Annotated in this window: 22 protein-coding genes; 14 read left to right on the top strand and 8 right to left on the bottom strand. The window is 67.2% G+C overall.

What is annotated here, in order from left to right; all coding sequences use genetic code 11:
• Complete coding sequence (locus IM738_RS25760; RefSeq protein WP_236963834.1) at window positions 1-1,290, top strand: glycerate kinase type-2 family protein; 1,290 nt, start codon at window positions 1-3, stop codon at window positions 1,288-1,290.
• A gap of 311 nt (window positions 1,291-1,601) precedes the next feature.
• Here IM738_RS25760 and IM738_RS25755 read toward each other — a convergent pair whose 3' ends face one another.
• The 3 genes from IM738_RS25755 to glmS form a co-directional block, all read right to left on the bottom strand.
• On the bottom strand, window positions 1,602-2,165 hold the full coding sequence (locus IM738_RS25755; protein WP_236963833.1) for a type II toxin-antitoxin system YhaV family toxin: 564 nt from the start codon (window positions 2,163-2,165) through the stop codon (window positions 1,602-1,604).
• Window positions 2,162-2,488 (bottom strand): type II toxin-antitoxin system PrlF family antitoxin, encoded by a 327-nt coding sequence (locus IM738_RS25750; protein WP_236963832.1) that lies wholly within the window; start codon window positions 2,486-2,488, stop codon window positions 2,162-2,164. The genes IM738_RS25755 and IM738_RS25750 overlap by 4 nt, the downstream gene beginning before the upstream one ends.
• Window positions 2,489-3,158: 670 nt before the next feature.
• Window positions 3,159-5,027 carry a glutamine--fructose-6-phosphate transaminase (isomerizing) gene (glmS, locus tag IM738_RS25745; RefSeq protein WP_236963831.1) on the bottom strand — a complete coding sequence of 623 codons (1,869 nt, stop codon included), beginning with the start codon at window positions 5,025-5,027 and terminating at the stop codon, window positions 3,159-3,161.
• A gap of 137 nt (window positions 5,028-5,164) precedes the next feature.
• Here glmS and IM738_RS25740 point away from each other — a divergent pair, with 137 nt between their 5' ends.
• Together IM738_RS25740 and IM738_RS25735 are read left to right on the top strand one after the other, a co-directional pair.
• Window positions 5,165-5,659, top strand: a complete 495-nt coding sequence (locus tag IM738_RS25740; protein ID WP_236963830.1) for an Lrp/AsnC family transcriptional regulator — start codon at window positions 5,165-5,167, stop codon at window positions 5,657-5,659.
• A gap of 83 nt (window positions 5,660-5,742) precedes the next feature.
• The gene (locus IM738_RS25735) at window positions 5,743-6,447 is read left to right on the top strand and encodes a DUF2726 domain-containing protein (protein ID WP_236963829.1); all 705 of its coding nucleotides are present in this window, start codon (window positions 5,743-5,745) and stop codon (window positions 6,445-6,447) included.
• Between the two features lie 27 nt (window positions 6,448-6,474).
• Here the strand turns inward: IM738_RS25735 and glmU are convergent, their stop codons facing one another.
• A complete protein-coding gene (gene glmU, locus IM738_RS25730) occupies window positions 6,475-7,884 on the bottom strand; it encodes a bifunctional UDP-N-acetylglucosamine diphosphorylase/glucosamine-1-phosphate N-acetyltransferase GlmU (RefSeq protein ID WP_236963828.1) in 1,410 nt (469 codons plus the stop codon).
• Here glmU and IM738_RS25725 point away from each other — a divergent pair.
• From IM738_RS25725 to IM738_RS25700, 6 genes are all read left to right on the top strand, one after another.
• A complete protein-coding gene (locus tag IM738_RS25725) occupies window positions 7,883-8,803 on the top strand; it encodes a DUF6279 family lipoprotein (protein ID WP_236963827.1) in 921 nt (306 codons plus the stop codon). The two genes, glmU and IM738_RS25725, sit on opposite strands and share 2 nt — an antisense overlap.
• A gap of 263 nt (window positions 8,804-9,066) precedes the next feature.
• Window positions 9,067-9,810 (top strand): GntR family transcriptional regulator, encoded by a 744-nt coding sequence (locus tag IM738_RS25720; protein WP_236963826.1) that lies wholly within the window; start codon window positions 9,067-9,069, stop codon window positions 9,808-9,810.
• A 20-nt stretch (window positions 9,811-9,830) separates the two neighbouring features.
• Window positions 9,831-10,601 (top strand): transporter substrate-binding domain-containing protein, encoded by a 771-nt coding sequence (locus IM738_RS25715; RefSeq protein ID WP_442908534.1) that lies wholly within the window; start codon window positions 9,831-9,833, stop codon window positions 10,599-10,601.
• Window positions 10,602-10,632: 31 nt separating this feature from the next.
• A complete protein-coding gene (locus IM738_RS25710; RefSeq protein WP_236963824.1) occupies window positions 10,633-11,301 on the top strand; it encodes an amino acid ABC transporter permease in 669 nt (222 codons plus the stop codon).
• Window positions 11,302-11,442: 141 nt separating this feature from the next.
• Window positions 11,443-12,093, top strand: coding sequence for an amino acid ABC transporter permease (locus IM738_RS25705; protein ID WP_236963823.1), 651 nt, complete (start codon window positions 11,443-11,445; stop codon window positions 12,091-12,093).
• Window positions 12,080-12,868: an amino acid ABC transporter ATP-binding protein gene (locus tag IM738_RS25700; protein WP_442908472.1), complete on the top strand. Its 789-nt coding sequence runs from the start codon at window positions 12,080-12,082 to the stop codon at window positions 12,866-12,868. Before IM738_RS25705 ends, IM738_RS25700 begins: the two co-directional genes overlap by 14 nt.
• Here the strand turns inward: IM738_RS25700 and IM738_RS25695 are convergent.
• Window positions 12,858-14,123 (bottom strand): anion transporter, encoded by a 1,266-nt coding sequence (locus IM738_RS25695; RefSeq protein ID WP_236963822.1) that lies wholly within the window; start codon window positions 14,121-14,123, stop codon window positions 12,858-12,860. The genes IM738_RS25700 and IM738_RS25695 overlap by 11 nt on opposite strands.
• Window positions 14,124-14,219: 96 nt before the next feature.
• On the opposite strand from IM738_RS25695, the gene IM738_RS25690 reads away from it, so the two are divergent.
• Entirely contained in the window at window positions 14,220-14,642 is a 423-nt protein-coding gene (locus tag IM738_RS25690) for a PKD domain-containing protein (RefSeq protein ID WP_236963821.1), read from the top strand.
• 101 nt (window positions 14,643-14,743) lie between these two features.
• Here IM738_RS25690 and IM738_RS25685 read toward each other — a convergent pair whose 3' ends face one another.
• Window positions 14,744-15,733, bottom strand: coding sequence for an MBL fold metallo-hydrolase (locus IM738_RS25685; RefSeq protein ID WP_236963820.1), 990 nt, complete (start codon window positions 15,731-15,733; stop codon window positions 14,744-14,746).
• A 110-nt stretch (window positions 15,734-15,843) separates the two neighbouring features.
• Window positions 15,844-16,443 (bottom strand): TetR/AcrR family transcriptional regulator, encoded by a 600-nt coding sequence (locus tag IM738_RS25680; protein WP_236963819.1) that lies wholly within the window; start codon window positions 16,441-16,443, stop codon window positions 15,844-15,846.
• Window positions 16,444-16,621: 178 nt separating this feature from the next.
• Here IM738_RS25680 and IM738_RS25675 point away from each other — a divergent pair, with 178 nt between their 5' ends.
• On the top strand, window positions 16,622-16,993 hold the full coding sequence (locus IM738_RS25675) for a TfoX/Sxy family protein (RefSeq protein WP_236963818.1): 372 nt from the start codon (window positions 16,622-16,624) through the stop codon (window positions 16,991-16,993).
• A 137-nt stretch (window positions 16,994-17,130) separates the two neighbouring features.
• On the opposite strand, the gene IM738_RS25670 is transcribed toward IM738_RS25675, so the two are convergent.
• The gene (locus IM738_RS25670; RefSeq protein WP_236963817.1) at window positions 17,131-17,610 is read right to left on the bottom strand and encodes a DUF2917 domain-containing protein; all 480 of its coding nucleotides are present in this window, start codon (window positions 17,608-17,610) and stop codon (window positions 17,131-17,133) included.
• 128 nt (window positions 17,611-17,738) lie between these two features.
• On the opposite strand from IM738_RS25670, the gene IM738_RS25665 reads away from it, so the two are divergent.
• From IM738_RS25665 to IM738_RS25655, 3 genes are all read left to right on the top strand, one after another.
• On the top strand, window positions 17,739-18,749 hold the full coding sequence (locus tag IM738_RS25665; RefSeq protein WP_236963816.1) for a LysR substrate-binding domain-containing protein: 1,011 nt from the start codon (window positions 17,739-17,741) through the stop codon (window positions 18,747-18,749).
• A 313-nt stretch (window positions 18,750-19,062) separates the two neighbouring features.
• A complete protein-coding gene (locus IM738_RS25660) occupies window positions 19,063-19,980 on the top strand; it encodes a DMT family transporter (protein WP_236963815.1) in 918 nt (305 codons plus the stop codon).
• 103 nt (window positions 19,981-20,083) lie between these two features.
• Window positions 20,084-22,540 (top strand): AI-2E family transporter, encoded by a 2,457-nt coding sequence (locus IM738_RS25655; RefSeq protein ID WP_236963814.1) that lies wholly within the window; start codon window positions 20,084-20,086, stop codon window positions 22,538-22,540.
• The last annotated feature ends 59 nt before the right edge of the window (window positions 22,541-22,599 follow it).

Below are 22,599 nucleotides of genomic sequence, written 5' to 3'. Positions count from 1 at the left end.
ATGAATCCCCGAGATCTGCTTCAAGCCCTGTTTCTGAGCGCGATCGGTCGCGCCCACCCCCGCGAGGTCATGGCAACCTACCTGCCCGCGCCACCCAAAGGTCGAACCGTGGTGGTGGGCGCCGGAAAAGCCGCGGCGGCCATGGCGTACGCGGTGGAAGAACACTGGCCGAGCGGGCACGCCATCTCAGGTGCGGTCGCGACGCGTTACGGCCATGTCCCGCCGCATCCGCCCGGACTCGCTCATCGGATCGACATTCTGGAAGCCGCGCACCCGGTCCCGGACCAAGCCAGTGTCGATGCTGCCGAGCGGATGCTGTCGGAAGTGGCGGGACTCACCGAAGACGATCTGGTGCTGTGTCTCCTGTCCGGCGGAGCATCCTCGCTGCTGGTGTTGCCGGTGGAAGGGCTGTCGCTCGAACAGAAGCAGGACATCAACCGGCAGTTGTTGGCCTCTGGAGCCAACATCAAGGACATGAATGTGATCCGTCGGCACCTGTCCCGGATCAAGGGCGGTCAGCTGGCCAAGGCTTGCGCACCGGCGAAGGTGGTGACGCTGGCCATCAGTGATGTGCCCCGTGACGACCCTTCGGTCATCGGCAGCGGGCCGACCATCCCGTGTTCGAGTTCGCCGGGCGAGGCGCTTGAACTGCTCAAACGCCACGGTATTCGTGTCCCGGGATCGGTTCTGGAACACCTTGAACGCGAGGCGCGCGCGCACGCTGCCGATGCGAGCCCATCAACATGGAACCAAAACGTCTCGTTGATAGCCACGCCATGGAAATCGCTCCAGGCGGCAGCAGAAGCCGCCCGCCTGGCGGGCTTCAACGTTCATGTGCTGAGCGACTCGATCGAAGGCGAATCGCGCGAAGTCGCCAAGGTGCACGCCGAGATTGCGAGGGCGGTGGCCCACGGCAAAAGCTCCCTGCAGAGGCCGTGCGTCATCCTCTCGGGTGGAGAGACCACGGTCACGGTGAATCCATTGGTCCCGAACCGAGGCCGCGGTGGCAGGGCTGGCGAGTTCTGCCTGGGTCTTGCCTTGGCCCTCGGCGGGGAGCCCAACATCTGGGCACTGGCCGCCGACACCGATGGCATCGACGGTGTCGAACTCAACGCCGGGGCCTTCGTGGCGCCGGACACCATTGCCCGTGGAGAACTGGCGGGGCTGTCCCTGCAGCGCCATCTGGATCGCCACGACTCTTATGGCTTTTTCAAGACATTGAATGATCTGGTGATCACAGGTCCCACTCACACGAACGTGAACGATTTCAGAGCAATCTTGGTGCTCTGAAGGCTCTACATCCGCTTCCCTAGAACAAGAGAGGTGGGAACCTGGAGTTGCCTGACTGCACGAACGACAAATCGACTGTCGGCGCGGGGCGCTGCGAAGCAACCAGGCTGGTTGCCGGAGGCCGCTTCATAGCACGCAGCCGCAAGGGTGGTCTGCGTCGGCAGTTCGGTCTAGAGCGGTCGTTGGAACCCTGGGATCGAGGCCCGTCGAAAGACGCCTTTGAGGTCCAGCGTTGTGTTGGCGCTGCGCCGGTGAAAGACCTCAATCGCTGCAAAGCCGCACTAGGAAAATCGAAGGTCGCGATTACCGCCTCAAGAGAAGCACCTCCCGTGCTTGAAAAAACAGCGGGGAGCTCTCCCCATGGTGCCGCGCAGCGGCTCCCAGTCGCTCGGTGGATGCCCATTGGCCAGCATCTTCTTGAACACAAGATACGCATCGGAATCGCTCTCGTATGTTCGCTCGGTGTCCGCGTCGTTGACCCAGCCCAGGACAATCACCTTGCTGGGCGCGTGGAACCGGAAGAACAGCCGATATTGCTGGAAGAACTTGGCCCAAAACCAGTGCTTGTGCTCGTCGCCACGCGTGTTGCACTGCCGGTACTCAGGCCGTGCCGGGTCTTGCGGAATAACATTGAACGCCAGGCTGACGATGGCTGCAAGCCTCTTTGCGGCATTCTTCTTCTCGTAGCCAGGCGGGTCTTTCGCTCGCAGCTCGGCAACCTGCTGGAGCAGCTTCTCGTACTGATAAAGGAACAGGGGGTGTGCGAAGACCGTCCAGCCATGGATAACCACATCGGGTTGTTGTGTCGATCTTTCCGAGAAGTTGGGCAGGCGTGACGGCGGAACACCTGCACCCACATGGCGGGTGCGGCTCATTCACCTTCTGGTGAGAGTGGTGCGTCCATGTCGAACTTCACACCAGCGGTCAGCTCGCGCCCCCGTTGCACCAAGCCCATGTCAATGCGCTGGAGACGTTCGGGGTGCGCGGCGATGTCGCGGGCTAGGAAGTCCAAGAACTTTCCGATAACAGGATCAGCCTCTCCGGCAGCGGCGCGAGTCAGGATGACCTCGCCTGTAGATTTGATCGCGTAGTGGATCTTGTCGCGCTTGCCCAGGCGCAGCGCGCGGCGGACGGGTTCTGGAACCGTGGTCTGGTAGCGGTCGGTCAGAGTGGACTCAGCTTCAAGTGCGGTGGGCATGTCGCAATCTCCGGATGGGAGGACGAATGCTACGCATAGTAATGCACTTGCATTACCAGATCAACGACACAGTTGGCGAGGGCCTACAGCGGGAAAGGGGATGAACAGCTGAAAATACACGCAATCCTGGCTTAGGCCCGTTTCTACGGCTTTTTTGCAACAATCCCTGCCGATCCTCCTCTAGGCGCATCGGTGGTCAGCATTGGAGAATGCTGTTCAGCCGGTATGGGTCGAGAGCGTGAGTTCGGCCCTCCGAGCTGCTGACATTCGGCCGCGAGTTGGCGGAGCATCAGGCGACCTGCCATGCTGGACGACTGCAGTTCTCTCGATACCGGTCATCGATGCTGCCGCATTGCCGGGTAAGCCGATGGCAGCTTCGTGCCAGGCACTATGAACTCAGCTCCCGGCCGCGACATACGGCTGTCGCGCACAACGGTCCTACCCTCCTGGCATCAACCGGTCAAGGCAAGTGACAACTCCTGTGCAGCCGATCAGGCTTTGGATGCAATCACAAGTGTTGGCCGGATGCTTGCCTCACATCAGGCACAACCACATACTCTGGGCAGTACCAGCATGTAACCAGAAAAAGAACCTTGACCTGTTTACGACTTTAATAACGAGTTTACGACTTTAATTGTCAAGAACAGTTCCAGTGTCAACAGGTTCATGCTCACTCCACCGTGACCGACTTCGCCAGGTTTCGGGGCTTGTCCACGTCCGTCCCTTTGGCCAGCGCCGTGTGGTACGCCAGCAGCTGCAGCGGCACCACGTGCAGGATGGGTGAGAGCGCACCGTAGTGCTCGGGCATGCGGATGACGTGGATGCCTTCGCCGCTCGCGATGCGGGTGTCGGCGTCGGCCAGCACGTACAGCACGCCGCCGCGCGCGCGCACCTCCTGCATGTTGCTCTTGAGCTTCTCCAGCAGCGCGTCGTTGGGTGCCACGGTCACCACCGGCATCGCACTGGTCACCAGGGCCAGCGGGCCGTGTTTGAGCTCGCCCGCCGGGTAGGCCTCGGCGTGGATGTAGCTGATCTCTTTCAGTTTCAGGGCGCCTTCGAGCGCAATGGGGTAATGCAGGCCGCGTCCGAGGAACAGGGCGTTGTCCATGCGCGCAAAGTCCTCGGCCCAGCTGATGACCTGCGGCTCCAGCGCCAGCACGGCCTGCAGCGCCACGGGCAGGTGGCGCATGGCTTTCAGGTGCTGCGCTTCCTGCTCGTCGCTCAAGCGCCCGCGCGACTGGGCCAGCGCCAGCGTCAGCAGGAACAGGCCGGCGAGCTGGGTGCTGAAGGCCTTGGTCGAAGCCACGCCGATCTCGACGCCCGCGCGGGTGATGTAGGCCAGCTGGCACTCGCGCACCATGGCGCTGGAGGACACGTTGCAGATCGTCAGCGTGTGCTTCATGCCCAGGCCCTGCGCATGACGCAACGCAGCCAGGGTGTCGGCGGTTTCGCCGCTTTGCGTGATGGTGACGACCAGGGTGCGCGGGTTGGGCACGCTGGTGCGATAGCGGTACTCGCTGGCCACTTCCACCTGCGTGGGCATCTGCGCGATCTCTTCCAGCCAGTATTTCGCCGTGCACCCGCTGTAGTAGCTGGTGCCGCAGGCCAGGATCAGCACGTTGTCGATGGCCTTGAACACGCCGTGTGCACCGTCGCCGAAGAGCTCGGGCGTGATGCCACCGACGCCTTCGAGCGTGTCGGCAATGGCGCGCGGCTGCTCGAAGATTTCTTTCTGCATGTAGTGGCGGTAGGGCCCGAGCTCGGCCGCACCACTGTGCGCGTGCACGGTCCTGACCGGGCGCTGGCCGGCTTCAAAGACCCGCCCCCGCGCGTCGGCCACCCAGTAGCGGCCCAGTTGCAGGTCCACCAGATCGCCTTCTTCCAGGTAGACGATCTGGTCGGTCACGCCGGCCAGCGCCATCGCGTCGCTGGCGAGGAAGTGCTCGGCGCCGACCACGCCATCGATCTGCCCCACCCCCAGCACCAGCGGCGAGCCGGCACGCGCGCCGACCACACGGTGCGGCTCGTCCTTGTGGAACACGGCGAGCGCGTAGGCGCCATGCAGCTGCGCCACCGCGGCCTGCAAGGCCGCGAACACATCGCCTTCGTACAGCGAATCGATCAGGTGGGCGATGACCTCGGTGTCGGTCTGGCTCTCGAACACATAGCCCTTGGCCTGCAACGCCGCACGCAGCTCGTCGTGGTTTTCAATGATGCCGTTGTGCACCAGCGCCACCCGACCGGCCGCGCCAGCCGGCGCCGACGGGCCGTGACTGAAGTGGGGGTGGGCGTTGTGGACCACGGGCGCGCCATGGGTGGCCCAGCGGGTGTGGGCGATGCCCGTGCCGCTGGCCAGGTGGTGGGTCTGTACCTCTTTGGCCAGCTCGGCCACGCGGGCCGTGCTGCGGGCCCGTTTCAAGCCACCCGAATGCACCGCCACCCCACAGGAGTCGTAACCCCGGTACTCCAGGCGCTGCAAGCCCTGAACCAGCACGGGCACGATGTCGCGCCCCGAAACCCCTGCCACGATGCCACACATGCCATGCTCCAGAAAATCAACGTGAAACGCATGCTACCCATCATCAAAGGAAATTTTCAGTCTTGTTTTTGCAGTTTACGGAAGATAATTCCTTATTCGCAGAGGCATGAAATTTTCAAACCATACTCTGGTGATTTATGGAATCCGTTGAACTGGATGAAGCCGATCTTCGCTTGCTGAGCCTGCTGCAGGACGATGCGTCGCTGAGCAACCAGCGTCTGGCGGAGCTGGCCCACGTCTCGCCGCCCACCAGCCTGCGGCGCATCAAACGCCTGCATGCGCTGGGGCTGATCGAGCGCCAGGTGGCCGTGCTGCAACCGGACCGCCTGGCGGCCCTGACAGGCCATGGCCTCACCGCCCTGGTCGAGATCACGCTGGAACGCCAGGGCGCCGAGCAGTTGCAGGCTTTCGAAGACCGCGCGGTCGCCGACCCGGCGGTGCAACAGTGTTACCGGGTCAGCCCGGGGCCGGACTTTGTGCTGGTGGTGCACAGCCGCGACATGCCCGACCACCTGGCGCTGGCGCAACGCCTGTTCACCAGCGACGCCAACGTGCGCAACGTCAAGGCCTTCTTCAGCCTGCGCCGGGCCAAGTTCGACCCCAGGTTGCCGCTGCCAAGCCACATCCGGTAGTAACAAAGGGTTATCACCGCCCCACTCGCGTAACGGCCACCTAAAATTCCGTCACAAAAATGGCGTAGTTGCCCGGAGGTTTCATGTTTCCATTGTGGGTTGCGTTTGTGGTGGCCATCGCCCTGGTGGCGCTGGGTGTCTGGGTGTATCGCCGCTATTTCAGGACAGTGTCCGGTCGCGAAGACCGCTACACCCCCGAGCGGATCCTCACCCCCGAGCAGGTCATCATGCTGGACTACCTGCGCGAGACGTTTCCCGATCAGGTGGTGCTGCCCAACTTGCCGTTGCGTAACATGTTGTCGATCCGCCGCGCCAGTGACCGCAAGCGCGCGACAGAGCGGCTGACGACCCAGAAAGTGGACTTCGTGGTGTGCGACTCCGAAGGGCGCCCTGTGTTTGCGTTCGACGTGGAGCAATACCACCTGAGCAACGCCAAGGCCAGAGCCCATCAGTTGAAGATCAAGAACCGCATCCTCAAAACGGCCGGCGTGCGCTTCCTGTTCCTGAAGAACAGCATCCACCGCATGCCGTCACCCGACGACTTCCGGCGCCAGCTGGACCTGGCGGCCCTGCCGCGACCCAAGCCCCAGGAAGTGGAGGTCCAGGACAGCGTGCGCCAGCGCCTGGAATCCAAGATGTCGGACTACGACACCCTGGTCTATCCCATCACCGGTTTCCGGGAATCCGAGGTCATGGGCCTGAGTGGCCTCATGGGACTGGGCGAGGCCAAGGCCGACCGCAAGAACGATCTCGACCGCAAGATGGAAGGCGTCCGCCGGCGCGCCTGAGCGCCGCGCACTTGCCGGGCCGGCCCCTCAGGGCTTTTTCTTCGCGGGGCGCTGCCAGTTCGGCAGCACCACCTGTTTGCCGCGCGCCACGCTCAGGGCGCCCGGCGGTGTGCTCTTGGTGATGGTCGAACCGCCCCCCACCGTGCCACCCGCGCCGATCGTGACCGGCGCCACCAGCACGCAGTTGCTGCCCACGTGCACGTCGGCCTCGATCACGGTGCGGTGCTTGTTGGCGCCGTCGTAGTTGGCGGTGATGCTGCCCGCGCCGTAATTCACCCGCTCGCCCACCGTGGCGTCGCCCAGGTAGGCCAGGTGGTTGGCCTTGGCGCCGTCGGCCAGGGTGCTGTTCTTCACTTCCACGAAGTTGCCGATGTGCACCTCGCGCCCCAGCTGCGCGCCCGGGCGCAGCCGCGCGAATGGGCCGATCAGCGCGCCCGCCCCCACGCTCACGCCGAGCTTCTCGCCGTCGATGTGGGTGAAAGGGTGGATCACGGCGCCGTCGTGAATGTGGGCGTTGGCGATCACGCAGTTTGCGCCGATGCGCACGCCCTCGCCGAGGCTCACCTGGCCTTCAAACACGCAGTTCACGTCGATGTCCACGTCCTGCCCGCAGCTGAGGATGCCCCGGACGTCCAGCCGCGCCGGGTCGGCCAGGCGCACGCCCTGCTCCATGAGCGCTTCCGCCACGCGCTTCTGGTGCGCTCGCTCCAGCTCGGCGAGTTGCAGCGGGCTGTTGACGCCCGCGACCTGCACGGCGTCGCTGATGCGGTGCGCCTGCACGCTTTGCCCGTCGGCCACCGCGAACTTCACCACGTCGGTCAGGTAGTACTCACCCTGGGCGTTCTGGTTGTCCAGGCGCGCGAGCCAGCCCCGCAGCAGCCGGGTGGGCACGGCCATGATGCCGCTGTAGATCTCGGTGATCGCGCGCTGCGCGTCGCTGGCGTCCTTGTGTTCGACGATGGCCGCCACCGAGCCGTCGGCCTCGCGCACGATGCGCCCGTAGCCGGTCGGGTTGGCCATGTCCAGCGTCAGCAAGGCCAGGCGCTCGCCGCCGCAGAGGTCCAGCAAAGCCTGCAGCGTCTCGGGCCGCGTGAGCGGCACATCGCCCGACAGCACCAGGGTCACGCCGTCGTCGGCCAGCACCGGCACGGCCTGCTGCACCGCATGACCGGTGCCCATCTGGGGTTCCTGGCGCACATATTGCAACTTCAGCGCGTGGCCCGACTCCGACACCGGTGCGACCAATCCCGCCTCCACCTGCTCGGCACCATGGCCGGTGATCACCACCACCGAACGGGCCGAGACCCGGGCCGCGGTGTCGATCACATGCTGGGCCAGAGCGCGCCCGCCCAAACGGTGCAACACTTTGGGCTTGCTGCTTTTCATGCGCGTGCCCTTGCCGGCCGCCATCACCACCACATCCACAGGGAACGACATGAGCACCTTTCCTGAGGCCACACCGGGCCAACGGCCGAAACCGGTCTTCAACAAGGGCCGGATTATCGCCCGCAGCCTGCTGCTGACCGCCCTGGCGCTGGTGCTGGCGGCGTGCAGCGCGGTGCGCCTGGCCTACAACCAGGCGCCCAGCCTGGGCTACTGGTGGATCGACGGCTACGCCGACCTGAACGACGCGCAGACCACCGTGCTGCGGCGCGACATCGACGGCTTTTTCGCCTGGCACCGGAGCAGCGAGCTGCCGTCCTACATCAGCCGCCTGCAGCAATGGCAGCAGCTGGCCGCCGCCGACAGCAACCCCGAACAGACATGCGTGCAGTTCACCCAGGTGCAGACGGCCTACCTGCGCATGGTCGACCGCGCCCTGGAGCCGATGGCCCGGCTCGCCACCACCCTCACGCCCGCCCAGCTGCAGCACATGCAGCGCCGCTACGCCAAAGGCAACCAGGAGTTTGAATCGGACTACGTGCGCGTGAGCGCCGAAGAGCGGATCGACAACCTGCTGGAGCGCGCCACCGACCGCTACGAGACGCTGTACGGCGACCTGAGCGACGCGCAGCTGAAGCTGCTGCGCGAGCGCATCCGGCAATCCCCGTTCGACGGGTCGCGCGTCAACGCCGAGCGGCTGCGCCGCCAGGTCGACCTGCTGAAGACGCTGCGCGAGCTGCAGCCCGAACGCAACCCCACGGCGGCCGTGGTGGCCCTGCGCGGCTGGCACGATCGGGTCATGCAGTCGCCGACGCCCGGCTTCCCGGCCTACAGCGACGCGCTGGTGCGCAGCGGCTGCGAGCAGTTCGCCGCCCTGCACAACACCACCACCGCCGAACAGCGGGCCCACGCGGTGCGGGTGCTCAAGGACTACGAAACCGACCTGCGCTCGCTGACCGCCGAACAGTACTGAAGAAACACCCCCCGCGCCGCTTCGCGTCACCCCCCCTCATGGGGGGCGGCACTGGCCGTCCGTCCTGAGCTTGTCGAAGGGCGGCCCGGCGGTGCCCTTGGGCGACACCGCATGCCCACCGCTCAGGCACCAGTCTGGGCACACCAGCCTGCTGTTCTGGTGCACCTGACCGCTGAAATCAGGCTCAGCGCACAACTCTGGCGCACCCATCTTGCATACAAGGCCTGCATGGCGCTGGCACGCTTTTCGCAAGCTGCTGCGGCATGGTCAGTTCCACCGACATCGCCCAACGCATCATCGAAGCCGTGCTCGCGCAGCGCCTGGCCCCCGGCACGCGCCTGGGTGAACAGAACCTCTCGATGCTGTTCGACTGCAGCCGCACCCTGGTGCGCGAGGCGCTGGTGCGGCTGGCCGCGCGCGGCATCGTCACCGTCAGTTCGCGCCGCGGCTGGTACGTGGTGCAACCTTCACACGAAGAAGCGCGCGAAGCCTTTGAAGCCCGGCGCGTCATCGAGACCGGGCTGATCCGCCGCACCGGACCCCTGGACAAGGCCGCCCTCAAGCGGCTCAAGCAACACCTGAAACAGGAACAGGACGCGCTCAAAGGCGACGACGTCGGCCAGCGCAGCTATTTGCTGGGTGACTTCCATGTCTGCCTGGCCGAGTGCCTGGGCAACCAGTTGCTGGCCGACACGCTGCGCGACTTCACCGCGCGCACCACGCTGATCGCCATGCTCTACCAGTCCACGCACGACGCGGTGCAGTCGTGCCAGGACCACGTGGCCATCGTCGAGGCGCTGACGCGCGGCGACACCGCCCTGGCCGAACGCCTGATGGAAGAACACATCGGGCAGGTGCAGGCGGCCCTGCGCCTGGCCCCGGCGGACGACCCGCTGGCCAACCTGCGCCAGGCGCTCGCCCCGGTGCGCGCCACCCCCGCACCCTTGCCGACCGGCAATGACACCCCTCAACCCCCCGCTGAAACCTACCTAGGAGCCCTGCTGTGAACTTCAACAAACGCGCCTTCATCGCTTCCGCCATCGCGCTCGCCTCGCTGGCCACCACCGGCCTGGCCACCGCCCAGACCGCACTGGACGATGTGATGAAGTCCAAGACCATCAAGATCGCCATCCCCACCGACTTCCCGCCCTACGGGTTTGTCGGCACCGACCTGCAGCCCCAAGGCCTGGACGTGGACATGGCCAAACTGATCGCCGCCAAGCTTGGCGCCAAGGTGGAACTGGTGCCCGTGACCAGCGCCAACCGCATCCCCTACCTGCAGACGCGCAAGGCCGATCTGGTGATCTCCACGCTGGGCAAGAACCCCGAGCGCCTCGCGGTGATCGACTTCACCGTCGCCTACTCGCCCTTTTTCCAGGCGGTGTTCGCCACCAAGTCGATGCCGCTGGCTTCGTTCGCCGACCTGGCCGGCAAATCGGTGGGCGTGACACGCGGCGCCATCGAAGACCAGGAGCTCACCAAACTCGCCCCGCCCACGGCCGACATCAAGCGTTTCGAAGACAACAACGGCACCGTTTCGGCCTTCGTCTCGGGCCAGGTGCAGGTGATCGCCACGGGTGCGTCGGTCGCCGGCAACCTGATGGCGCGCAACCCGCAGCTCAACACCGAATACAAGCTGCTGCTGAAAGACAGCCCCAACTTCATCGGCGTGGCCAAGGGCGAGGACGCGCTGCGCACCAAGGTCAACGAGGTCATCCTCGCGGCCAAGAAGGCGGGCGAGCTGGATGCGATGGCGAAAAAGTGGCTCGGCCGCCCGGCCGGCACGCTGCCTGAATAAACCCGGCTGACGCACACGAAGGACGGGCGCCATGCGCATCGAATTCGACTTCCTCGCCGTGCTGGCCCAGTGGCCCCTGCTGTTCCACGGCGTGCTGTGGACGCTGGGTCTGACCGCGATCTCGGCCGTGCTCGGCCTGCTGCTGGGGGTGGCTTGCGCCTGGTCGCGCAGCCATGGCCCGGTGTGGCTGCGCTGGGTGGCGGGCACCTATGTGGAGCTGATCCGCAACACGCCCTTCATCGTGCAGCTGTTCTTCGTGTTCTTCGGCCTGCCGGCGGCGGGCGTCAAGCTCACGCCCGAGATCGCCTCGGTGATCGCGATGGTGATCAACCTCGGGGCGTATGCGGCCGAGATCGTGCGCGCCGGCATCGAAGCCACGCCCAAAGGCCAGTTCGAAGCGGCGGCGAGCCTCGCCCTCAGCAAGGCCCAGACCTTCGTGCACGTGGTGCTGCCGCCCGCGCTGCGCAAGGTGTGGCCGGCGCTGACCAGCCAGATCATCATCGTGATGCTGGGTTCGGCGGTGTGCGGGCAGATCGCCACCGAGGAGCTGAGCTACGCGGCGAACCTGATCCAGAGCCGCAACTTCCGCGCGTTCGAGGCCTTCATCATCGCCACCGGCATCTACCTGCTGCTGTCGGTGGGCGTGCGCGCGCTGCTGAACTGGGCCGGCCCGCGTTTCATCTTCGGAGGATCACGATGACCCCCCTGCGTCGCTTCGCGCCTTCCCCCCCGAGGGGGGACGAGACCAGCGGCCGGGCCAAGCCCGTTCCGCGGTCTCCCTGGTCTCGGGTGGCCGGCACTCACACAGCCTGGCCAAGCAGCGGCATCACCGGAGTTCAACATGGTTGATTTTTCGTTGTGGGACATCCTGCGCAACCTGCTGCTGGCCGCGCGCTGGACGGTGGCGCTCTCGCTGGTGGCCTTCATCGGCGGCGGGCTGGTGGGCATGGCGCTGCTGGTGGCGCGCACCGCGCGCTGGCCGGGCGCCGAGCGCTTCGTGGCCGGCTACGTGCAGCTCTTTCAGGGCACGCCGCTGCTGATGCAACTGTTTCTCGCCTACTTCGGGCTGGCGCTGTTTGGCGTGGAGACCTCGGCCTGGGTTTCGGCCGCGCTGGCGCTCACGCTCTACACCAGCGCCTTCCTGTGCGAGATCTGGCGCGGCTGCGTGGCGGCCGTGCCCAAGGGCCAGTGGGAAGCGGCGCAGAGCCTGGCGCTGAACTTCTCTGAGCAGCTGCGCCATGTGGTGCTGCCGCAGGCCACACGCATCGCCATCGCGCCGACCGTGGGCTTCCTGGTGCAGGTGATCAAGGGCACGGCACTGGCGTCCGTCATCGGCTTCGTCGAGCTCACCAAGGCCGGCACCATGATCACCAACGCCACCTTCCAGCCCTTCCTGGTCTACAGCTGCGTGGCCCTGATGTATTTCGCGCTGTGCTTCCCCGTGAGCCTCACCGCGCGCTCCCTTGAAAGGAAACTCAATGTCGTCCGTTGACACCCTGCCCACCCCTGCGATGGCCACCCCCAACACGCACGGTCCCATCGTCGACATCCGCCAACTGCGCAAGTCCTTCGGCAGCAACGAGGTGCTCAAGGGCATCGACCTGCAAGTGAAGCGCGGCGAGGTGATCGCCATCATCGGCAAGAGCGGCTCGGGCAAGAGCACGCTGCTGCGCTGCATCAACGGGCTGGAGGTGTTCCAGTCGGGCGCGCTCAGCGTCGACGGCCAGCCCCTGCTGCACGGCAACGCCGCAGCGATGCGCGAGTTGCGCCAGCACGTGGGCATGATCTTTCAGGGCTTCAACCTGTTCCCGCACCTGAGCGTGGGCCGCAACGTGATGCTCGCCCCCGGGCTCGTGAAGAAGACCGACAAGGCGGCGGGCGAACAACGCGCCCGCCAGCTGCTGGCCCGCGTGGGCCTGGCGGAGAAGTTCGACGCCTGGCCCGACCAGCTCTCGGGTGGTCAACAGCAGCGCGTGGCCATCGCCCGCGCCCTGGCCATGGAACCGGCCGTGCTGCTGTGCGACGAAATCACCTCGGCGCTCGACCCCGAACTGGTGGGCGAGGTGCTGCGTGTGGTGGAGTCGTTGGCCGACGAGGGCATGACGCTGCTGATGGTCACGCACGAGATGAGCTTCGCGCGCAAGGTGAGCGACCGCGTGATCTTCATGCACCAGGGCCGCGTGCACGAGATGGGCCCGCCCGATCAGCTCTTCGGCAGCCCGCAGACGCCGGAGCTGCAGCAGTTCCTCTCTTCGATCACAGACTGAACCAGCCCCACACCACCAGCAGGGACACCAGCGTCACCGGCAGCCCGGTGAGCAGGTGCCGTTTCCAGTCCAGCACGATGCCTTCCTTGGCCGCGAGGTCGGCCACGATGAGGTTGGCGATCGAGCCCACCAGCAGCAGGTTGCCGGCGAAGGTGCTCACCAGCGCCAGCAACACACCGGCCTGCTGCGGGTCGGTGCCCAGGTGCGGCAGCATCAGCATGACGGCCGGCACGTTCGACACCAGGTTGGACAGCAGCACGCCCACCACCACCAGGGCACCGGGGTCGCTCAGGTGCACGCCCTGGGTGGCCAGCCAGGCCACGGCCTGCGCGGACAGGCCGGTCTGCTCGAACGCGTGGTTCACCACGAACAGGCCGATGAAGAGCAGCAACAGCGGCCAGTCCACGAAGCCGATCACGTCGGCAGAGTGGAAACGGCGGCTGAGCAGCAGCACGCCCGCGCCCACCAGCGCCGCCACGTCGCGCGGCCAGTCGGTGAACAGGAACACCGCCATCAGCGCCGTGGCCACCACCAGGCCTTTGGCGGTCTGCCAGCGGTCGAACGGCTCACCGTCCGTGCGCAGCGGCACCTGCACCGACGGCGCGGATTCGGGCGCCCCGGCCCGCGCGCCCGGCCCGTAGGCCAGCCACAGCCAGAGCAGCGCGAGGCTGACGCTCACCGGCGCAAGCGCCTGGCGCGCGTGGTCGGCGAAGTGCAACTGCAGCACCGAACCGATCAGCATGTTCTGCGGGTTGCCGATCAGCGTCGCGGCCGAGCCGATGTTGGCCGCACAGGCCAGCCCGATCAGGAACGGGATCGGGTTCAGGCCGCGCTGCAGGCACAGCTGGGCGACCACCGGTGTCATGGCCAGGCAGACGATGTCGTTGGAGAAGATCGCCGACAGCGCGCCCGACACCACGATCAGCGCCGCCAGCAGACCGGCACGCGAGAGCGGCAGCGCGCCCACGCGGCGCGTGACCTCGGTGTAGAAACCGCCCAGCCGCATCTGCGCCGACACCACCATGAAGGCAAACAGCAGCACGATGGTGGGCAGGTCCACCGAGCGCGCGGCGTCTTCCAGCGGCAGGCCGGTGAGCGCAATCACGGCGATGGCGCCCAGCAGCGCGACCCCCGAGCGGTCCAGCTTCAGGCGCGGCAGTCCACCGAGAAACATGCCGAGGTACACCGTGGCAAACACGGCGATCACGCCCCAGTCGGCGGGGGTCGGAGCTGCGAAGGAGGAAAGGGCGGTCATGAAAGCTACAGATGGATACACGATTGTCGGGGCAAGCAGGCAAACCACCCCCGTTGAATCGGATTACCATCGTTGTTCAACGATCCGGGAGCACACATGACATCCACCCACAAGAACCTCACCTTCTCGAAATTCCTGCTGGCCAGCTTCGTGGCGCTGGCGCTCACGGGCTGCCTGCCCATCCCCATCTTTGAGGTCACGCCCAGCACCGCGCGCGCGGGCACCGAGCTGACGTTCGACGCCTCGGGCTCGGTCGTCTCCAACCTGCCCGAAGACAACGTGGCGGTCGGCTGGTCCTGGAAGTTCGGCGACGGCGAAACCGCCAAAGGCGAGGTGGTGACCCACACCTACGAGAAGGCCGGCACCTACACGGTGGAACTCACCGTGACCGACAGCGCCGGTCGCGAGGCCACGGTGACCGAACCGCTGACGGTGAAGGAAGCGCTGCCGACGACCACGACAGAAACGGAAACGGAAACCCCGACCACGACGGGCACCACCGGAACCAGCACCCCATAGACACGCCTCCTGCGCGCCTGCTCAGACTCAGGTCGGCATCAACAAAAAACCCGCCTCGGCGGGTTTTTTGTTGTGCATCCTGGGCAGGATTCCGAAAAAGCTCAGCCCTGCAGCGACTTCCACATCTCCATGTCGCGCTCGGCCGTCCAGATGCGCGGGTTCTTGATGCCCTTGGCCTCGTCGTAGGCGCGGCTCACGTCGAACGGCAGGCAGTGTTCGTAGATGAACACGTGGCCGAACACCGGGTCCATGCTCTTGCGGGTGTGGGCCATGGCGGCCTTGAGATCCATGTTGCCGGCGGCGGCTTCCTTGCCCGCCTGGAACAGCGTCGTGACCCAGCGCTTCGTGTAGTCCAGCGCCTTGTTCACGTCGGCGTTGCCCTTCATGGCCTCACCGCGGCCGGGCACGATGAACTCGGCGTTCAGTGCACGCAGGGCTTCCAGCGTGGCGGGCCACTCTTCGAGCTGGGCATCACCGGTGTAGACGCCGGCTTCGTATTCGACCAGGTCACCGCTGAACAGCACCTTTTCTTCTTCCACCCAGGCGATGGTGTCGCCACGGGTGTGGCCATGGCCCGGGCTCCAGATCTGCACCACGACACCGCCGAGGTTGATCGACAGCTTGCCCGGCTTCTCGCCTTTGACCGCATCGCCGCCGCCGATCACCATGCTCGGCCAGGTCAGGCCCGGCACCGATTCGGCGCCACGGAACAGGCGCGGGAAGCGCTCCATCTCGCTCTGCATGTCCTGCGCGCCGCGCTCGCGGATCAGCTCCAGCGTGCCCTGGCTGGCGATGATCTCGGTCGCGCCTTCGGCGAAGTAGGCACTGGCGCCCAGCACGCGCACCGCGTGGTAGTGGGTGAGCAGCACGTACTTGATGGGCTTGTCCGACACCTTGCGGATCTGCTGGATCAGGTCGCGCGCCATGGCCGGGGTGGCGGTGGCGTCGCTGACCATGATGAAGTCGTCACCGATGATCACGCCCGAGTTCGGGTCGCCTTCTGCGGTGTAGGCCCAGCAGTGCGGGCTGAGCTGCTCGAAGGTGATTTTCTTGTCGGCCAGATCGGCCTGGGAGGCGAAGGCTTTGCTCATGGGGTCTCCTGTGTGTGGGGTCGGCTGCGCAGATCGGCAAACGCGCAAATTTTAACTAAACGAAATCGATTACGGATCGGTAAACAAATAACCTTCTCCAGCGCCGGGGCTCAGGCCGCCAGTCCCTTTTCGAGCACGGCCGCCACCTCGTCGGCAAACGCCGCGTAACTCATGGCCCCGCCGGGGCGCAACCAGGTGAAGGTCCAGTTGATCATGCCGAACAGCATCATGGTCAGCGCGGTCTGGTTCGCGGGGGTGACACGCTCGGGGTAGGCGCGCTTGAGAAAGCGGGTGAACGCGGCGACCACGTCACGCTGGCGGTTGAGAATGAGTTCGCGCTGGGTCTCGCCCAGGAACTTGGTGTCGGACACCAGCGCCACGTGGCGCGTGGCCGAGCTTTCGTACTCGGCCAGAAAAGCGTGCACCAGTTCGTTGAGCGCCTCGCGCTCGCTCAGGTTCTTGCGCTGTGCCCTCGCTTCGGCCTCGCCGATCAGCGCCAGCAGGCGCTGGGTGTAGCGGTCGAGCAGATCGAACAGGATCGCTTCCTTGCTCTCGTAGTAGTGGTAGAGCCGCGCCTTGCTGGTGCCGCAGGCGGTGGCGATGTGGTTCATGCTCGCCGCCGGGAAACTCTGCAGGGCAAAACACTGGGCGGCGACGTCGAGGATTTGATCGCGCTTGAGGTCGTGGGAAGCGGATTTGGGTCTGGCCATGGGTGGACATTGTCCACTTGATGTGACCCACCCCCGTCGCTTGCTCGCTGCGCGCAGCCGCTCCGCCCCTCAAGGGGCGGCACTGGCGGCCCGGCAAAGCCGGTTCCGCGGTGCCCTGGGGTGAAGTCATTTCGCGCCGACGGCTTGTTGCGCTGCGCACTGCTCACTACGATGGCGCATGGCCACCCAACCCATCACCGATCCGTTTGTCCTGCACGCCTGCGAGCTGCTGTCCTGCCTGGGGCCGTGCAAGGCGGTGCGCATGTTCGGTGGCTGGGGGATTTCGGTGGACGGCATGAACGTGGCGATCATTGCCTGGGACACCCTGTTCCTCAAGACCAACGCCGAAACGGAACCGCGCTGGCTGGCCGCCGGTGCGCAGCCGTTCCGGTACGAGGCCAAGGGCAAGACCATGTCCCTGCACTACCACACGCCGCCCGAAGACGCGCTGGAATCGCCCGCGCTCATGGCACCTTGGGCGCGGCTGGCCTTGGACGCGGCGGTCGCGGCGCGCAAGCCGGCGAAAAAACCCAAGGCTTCAAAGTCTTGAGGCGTTCTCGAAAGCGTTCTGCGGGTGGTGCCCATGGGACGCAGGGAAGCCCCTCAGGGCACCGCCGGGCCGGCTTTGCCGGACGGCCAGTGCCGCCCCCTTGGGGGTCGCGCGCAGCGCGGCGGGGGTGCCCCCAATCAAGAACGAAGTGATTCCAACGGCGAGAGCACCCGTCCCCGCCCGGCCACCAGGAATTCGCTGTAGCCCAGCAGACCGAACACCATGCGCGTCAGCGCCACGGCCGCGTGCCCGAGCGAGGAGCGCAGCTCCCGCGCCGGGGCGGCCACTTCGCAGTCAAACCGGCTGGGTGCCGCCGCCGCACTGGCGTCGCTCCAGTCGAAATGCACCGGCCCCCGGTCGCCGGGCACCGTGACCGGCTCCATGACCAGGCTCGCACCGGCCGGCACGACCAGCACCTCGCCCGGGCCCAGAAAACGGTCGCCGCCGTCGTCGGGCGCCCCCACCTCGGCGCCTTGCCCGAGGGTGGCCCACACGCGCCCGCAATACACGCGCAACACGGCGGGCTGCTTCGGCCGCAGGCTCATGGCGTGGCCGGGGTGCAGGCGCCAGGCGCCCACAGAGCGGCAACGGACAGCAGGGGCAGAGAGGTGGGACATGGCATTCTCCAGAAACAGCAGATTGGGGGGCATCTTCTCGCGCGCAGGCCCGCCCGTCCAATGAAATGGGGATAAGCTATTGATTCGATAAACGCATCAATCCCGCAGCCCCCACCCGCCCGTTGACCATGCAGCTCACCTCCAGCCACCCCCGCACCCGCCCGATCTCGGCCGGCCACCTGCGCGCTTTCGAGGCGGTGGCGAGACACCTCAACTTCCGTGCCGCCGCCGAGGAACTGTCTCTCACGCAGAGCGCGGTCAGCCGGCAGATCCAGGCCCTGGAAGACGAGGTGGGCACCGCCCTCTTCCTGCGCCACACGCGCGCCGTGGAGATGACGAGCGCGGGCAACCAGCTGCTGCGCGCGGCGGGCTCGGCGCTGGAGCGGATTGATGCGGCCGTGCGTCAGATCCGCCAGAGCGCCGGGCGCAAGAGCGTGGCCATCACGACCTGGGCCTCGTTCGCCTCGATGTGGCTGATCCCGCGCCTCGAGGCCTTCCAGCGCGAGCACCCGGACATCGACATCCGCATCGACGCGTCCGATGTCGCGGTGGACCTGAGCACGGCCGACGTCGACCTCGCGCTGCGCTACGCGGTGCCGCAGGCCATGCCGGCCGGCGCGATCCGGCTGTTTGGCGAGCAGCTCACGCCGGTGGCCAGCCCCTGGCTGCTGAAAACCCACCGCATCGCCACGCTGGACGACCTGTCCAAGGTGACCCTGATCGAGGCCGGCGACGCACACCGCACGCGCCACCTGGAATGGCTGACCTGGCAACGTTGGCTCGAAAATTTCTCGACCTCGGGTGCGGCGCGCAAAGGCGCCAAAACCAAGCTCTCGCCCCAGCGCTGGCTGTATTTCAACTACGCCCATCAGATCGTGCAGGCCGCGCTCACCGGCCAGGGCGTGGCGCTGGCGCGGTTGCCGCTGGTGGCCGAGAGCCTGGCCAGCGGCGACCTGGTCGAACCCCTGCCACAGATGCGGCTGGACTCGCCGCTGGTGTACTGGCTGGTGGTGGCCCCACGCAGCCTGCAGCGCCCGGAGGTGAAAGCCTTCAGCGACTGGCTGCAGCAACAGGCGGCCGCGACGCGCGAAGCGGTGGGCGATGTGCCCGACCCGGACACCGTCGATCACATGGATTGACCCCCCCTGCGCCGCTGCGCGGCTTCCCCCCAGGGGGACCACGCCCTTGGACCGGCGGAGCCGGATCTTCGGCGTGTGCTGGGTTCGGGCACGCGCTCCGGTGATGGAAGGCTTCCCCCTGCGCCGCTGCGCGGCTTCCCCCCAAGGGGGACCACGCCCTTGGACCGGCGGAGCCGGGTCTTCGGCGTGTGCCGGGCTCGGGCACGCGCTCCGGTGGGGAACGCAGGTGGCAGCGGTTCCTTCTGCGGGACCTTGGGTGGTGCCCTGATCTCCCCCTGTTTCAGGCAGACTGCGCGGCTCTTCTTCTGATCCCATGACCTCACAAGCCCAACACGCCGCCGGCAACCTGCGCAGCATCGTCAACATGCTGCTGGCGGTGATGTTCTTCTCGCTCATGGACGCGGTGCTCAAGACGCTGTCGGCGCACTACCCGCCGCTGCAGATGGCCTGCCTGCGCGGGCTGACGGCGTTGCCGCTGGTGCTGGCCTGGATCCAGTGGCGGCGCGGCTGGGGGCGGCTGAAAAACCTGCGCTGGTCGCTGCACATCCTGCGCGGCCTGCTGGGCATCACCATGCTCTCGCTGTTCACGCGCGGCGTGAGCGAGCTGCCGCTGTCGGCCACCTACACCATCTTCTTCATCGCGCCGCTGCTGATCACGGCGCTGTCGGTGCCGGTGCTCAAGGAGCGCGTGCCCCAGGCGCACTGGTGGGCCATCGGGGTCGGCTTCATCGGCGTGCTGGTGGCGATCCGGCCCAGCGGTGGTGACCTGCAGGCCGGGTTCGCCACCACCGGCGGCATCGCGGTGATCATCGCCGCCTTCTGCTACGCGGTGGCCGCCGTCGCGGGCCGGCTGCTCAGCCGCACCGACAGCACCGAATCGCTGATCCTGACCATGATGCTGTTCATGAGCGTGGGCGGCGGGCTGCTGGCGTGGAGCGACTGGAAGCCGGTGTCGCTGGACCACACGGCGCTGCTGCTCGCGCTGGCGGTCACGGGTTTTCTGGGCCAGCTCACCATCAACGAGGCCTTCCGCAGCGGGCAGGCCAGCGCGGTGGCGCCGTTCGAATACACCGCCCTGGCCTGGGGCGTGGGGCTGGACTGGCTGATCTGGCAGACCCTGCCCGGCGCGCACACCTGGTTCGGCGCGGCCATCATCGTGGGCAGCGGCCTCTACCTCGTGCGCCGCGAACAGCGCATCAGCGAGGTGCACGCCAACGCGGAGCACCCCTGAAACGCGCCTGCACCGCAGGCCGACCTCATGCAAAATGAGGCCCGATCCCACCCCCAGTGCTGGCCCGGCACAGCGGCCGAACCTCCCCGAGAGCCCCCCTGCCGTGAACACCCCCCCGTCGAACCCCGATCCGTCCCAGCCCGCCACGGCCGCCCCCGGCCCCGCGGCCGGCCCGCCACGCGACACCGCCCCGTCGGCCAGCGGCACGGACACCCAGGTGCTGCCGGGGGTGCAGCGCTTCGTGTTCTCCGGCGCCGCCCTGGGCCTGGGCATCCTCGCCCTCCACCACGGCAAGACGCTGCTCATGCCGCTGGCGTTTGCCGCGCTGCTCGCGTTCGTGCTCGACCCGGTGGTGACCTGGCTGCGTCGCCATTCGGTGCCGCGCGGCGTGGCGGTGGGCGCGGTGCTCACGCTGACACTGTCCATGCTGGTGGGCGCCGGCGCGCTGATGGCCAACCAGGTCAGCGACTTCGGCAAGGAGCTGCCCACCTACCGGAAGAACATCCAGAAGAAGCTGCACGACCTGCGGCCGGCGGTGGTGCCGTCGGGCACGGTGCGGGAGTTCGGCCGGATTTTCGGCGTGGTCATGGGCGAGTTCGATGCCGCCACCAAGACCCTGGACATGGGCAAGAAGGAGTCCCCGGGCGCCACCCGCGTCACGGTCGACACCAGCGACAGCAGCCCGCAGGAGGTCGCCCTGAACGTGCTGACCACGGTGGGGGTGCAGCTGGCCACCGCCGGCCTGGTGATCATCCTGGTGGTGTTCATGCTGCTGCAGCGCATCGAGCTGCGCGACCGTCTGCTGAGGGTGATGGGCGGCGACCAGCACCAGATGGCCGACGCCCTGTCCGAGTCGGCCGAGAAGGTCAGCCGCTACCTGCTGGCCCAGGTGCTGGTCAACGTGGGCTACGGCATCCCGATGGCGCTGGGCCTGTGGTGGATCGGCGTGCCCGGCGCCTGGCTCTGGGGCGGGCTGGCGGCGCTGCTGCGTTTCATCCCGTTTCTCGGGCCGGCCATCGGCGCCATCTTCCCGCTCGTGCTGGCGTTCGCCGTGGACCCGGGCTGGTCGGTCGTGCTGTGGACACTGGCCCTGATCCTGGTCCTCGAGGTCATCAGCAACAACGTCGTCGAGCCGCTGGCCTACAGCGGCAACACCGGCGTGTCGCCGCTGGCGGTGCTGATCTCGGCCGCCTTCTGGGCCACGCTGTGGGGGCCGCTGGGCCTGGTGTTGGCGACACCGCTGACGGTGTGCCTGGTGGTGGTTGGCCGCCACCTGGCCCCGCTGCGCTTCCTGGAGGTGCTGCTGGGCAGCGAGCCGGTGTTCGACAGCGCCACCCAGCTCTACCACAGGCTGATTTCAGGCGACCTCGACGAGGCCGAGGACATGGCCTACCAGGAGGTGCGGCAGACCTCGCTGGCGCGTTTCTACGGCGACACGGCCTTGCCGATGCTGGGGCTGGCCGCGCGCCTGAGCGACGAAGGCGTGACCGCCGCCCACCGCCACCGCCTGCTCGACGGCACGGCGCGTTTCGTGACCGAGCTGCAGGCCGACGACACCGCCGCACAGGCCTCGAACGCCCTCGCGCCGACGCTGCTGTGCGTGGGCCTGCGCACCGAGCTCGACACCCTGTCGGCCGACATGCTGGCGCACGCACTGGCCCACGCCGGCCTGCGCGCCCGCGCCCTGCCGGTGGCCGCCCTCCAGCAGGGCCGTGCGGATCTGCGCGATGCGGCGTCGGTGGAGGTGGTCTACCTGTGCTCTTTGTCCAAGGCCCCCGACACGCAGGTGCGACTGGTGTGCCGGCGGCTGCGCCGCCACTGGCCGGACGTGGTGGTCCGGCTGGTGGCCTGGCGGGGCGTCGAGGCGCTGGCCGAGCCCGAACGGCAACAGGCCATCGGGGTGTCGGCCGTGCTGTTCCGGCTGCCGGAGGTGCTGGCGCTGGCCGAGCACGAGCGCACCGAAGCGCCGCCCGCGCAAGGTGGCGATGGCGACGGCCCGGGTCAGCCTGGCGCTGCCACCGCACCGACGCCGGTGCAAGCCCGGGAAGAAGCGATCCACCGCAGCGTGCAGCGCGCCGCCGCGGTGTTCCGTGTGCCCGTGGTGAGCCTCATGGTGTCCACCGGGGCCACCCAGGTGCGCTGCCTGCTGGCGGGGGATGTGCCCGAGCCCGGCTGGTCCACCGAATCCATGCCGCCCGACACCTCGCCTCCGGGTCGGCTGCTGGCGGGTGAGAGCGCCCAGCCCGAGCTGCATCTCGATCCGGCGCAGGCCGCCGGCCAGCACCCGGCCCTGGAACGGTACCTCTTCTTCGCGGGGAAGCCGGTGCTGGACACCCGCGGCGCGGTGCTGGGCGTGCTCGCGCTGCATGCGCCCGCCGGCCATGCGCTGGCCCATGGCGAAGCCGAGTTGCTGTCCCAGATGGCCATGGATCTGGCGCCCGAGGTGCAGGCCCTGATCACGGCACGGTCGGCTCGCGACCACCGGGAACCGGAGCAGGCGCAGGTGGAAGCGGCCTTCGGCCTCAGCCTGACCGCCCGGCTGCACGGCAACGTGGTCTGATGAGCCCCCACGCTCCGCCGCTGCGCGGGTCGCTGCCCCCCGAGGGGGCTGATCCGCCT

This window comes from Hydrogenophaga sp. SL48, assembly GCF_021729865.1.
Taxonomy (GTDB): Bacteria; Pseudomonadota; Gammaproteobacteria; order Burkholderiales; family Burkholderiaceae_C; genus Hydrogenophaga.
This window is presented reverse-complemented; position numbering and strand designations above follow the sequence as displayed.

Coding starts and splice junctions, on each gene's coding strand:
- glmS (WP_236963831.1), bottom strand. CDS start 5,027: ATGTGTGGCATCGTGGCAGGGGTTTCGGGGCGCGACATCGTGCCCGTG.
- IM738_RS25740 (WP_236963830.1), top strand. CDS start 5,165: ATGGAATCCGTTGAACTGGATGAAGCCGATCTTCGCTTGCTGAGCCTG.
- IM738_RS25760 (WP_236963834.1), top strand. CDS start 1: ATGAATCCCCGAGATCTGCTTCAAGCCCTGTTTCTGAGCGCGATCGGT.
- IM738_RS25690 (WP_236963821.1), top strand. CDS start 14,220: ATGACATCCACCCACAAGAACCTCACCTTCTCGAAATTCCTGCTGGCC.
- IM738_RS25705 (WP_236963823.1), top strand. CDS start 11,443: ATGGTTGATTTTTCGTTGTGGGACATCCTGCGCAACCTGCTGCTGGCC.
- IM738_RS25720 (WP_236963826.1), top strand. CDS start 9,067: ATGGTCAGTTCCACCGACATCGCCCAACGCATCATCGAAGCCGTGCTC.
- IM738_RS25710 (WP_236963824.1), top strand. CDS start 10,633: ATGCGCATCGAATTCGACTTCCTCGCCGTGCTGGCCCAGTGGCCCCTG.
- glmU (WP_236963828.1), bottom strand. CDS start 7,884: ATGTCGTTCCCTGTGGATGTGGTGGTGATGGCGGCCGGCAAGGGCACG.
- IM738_RS25735 (WP_236963829.1), top strand. CDS start 5,743: ATGTTTCCATTGTGGGTTGCGTTTGTGGTGGCCATCGCCCTGGTGGCG.
- IM738_RS25670 (WP_236963817.1), bottom strand. CDS start 17,610: ATGTCCCACCTCTCTGCCCCTGCTGTCCGTTGCCGCTCTGTGGGCGCC.
- IM738_RS25680 (WP_236963819.1), bottom strand. CDS start 16,443: ATGGCCAGACCCAAATCCGCTTCCCACGACCTCAAGCGCGATCAAATC.
- IM738_RS25755 (WP_236963833.1), bottom strand. CDS start 2,165: ATGAGCCGCACCCGCCATGTGGGTGCAGGTGTTCCGCCGTCACGCCTG.
- IM738_RS25700 (WP_442908472.1), top strand. CDS start 12,080: ATGTCGTCCGTTGACACCCTGCCCACCCCTGCGATGGCCACCCCCAAC.
- IM738_RS25750 (WP_236963832.1), bottom strand. CDS start 2,488: ATGCCCACCGCACTTGAAGCTGAGTCCACTCTGACCGACCGCTACCAG.
- IM738_RS25665 (WP_236963816.1), top strand. CDS start 17,739: ATGCAGCTCACCTCCAGCCACCCCCGCACCCGCCCGATCTCGGCCGGC.
- IM738_RS25660 (WP_236963815.1), top strand. CDS start 19,063: ATGACCTCACAAGCCCAACACGCCGCCGGCAACCTGCGCAGCATCGTC.
- IM738_RS25675 (WP_236963818.1), top strand. CDS start 16,622: ATGGCCACCCAACCCATCACCGATCCGTTTGTCCTGCACGCCTGCGAG.
- IM738_RS25685 (WP_236963820.1), bottom strand. CDS start 15,733: ATGAGCAAAGCCTTCGCCTCCCAGGCCGATCTGGCCGACAAGAAAATC.
- IM738_RS25695 (WP_236963822.1), bottom strand. CDS start 14,123: ATGACCGCCCTTTCCTCCTTCGCAGCTCCGACCCCCGCCGACTGGGGC.
- IM738_RS25725 (WP_236963827.1), top strand. CDS start 7,883: ATGAGCACCTTTCCTGAGGCCACACCGGGCCAACGGCCGAAACCGGTC.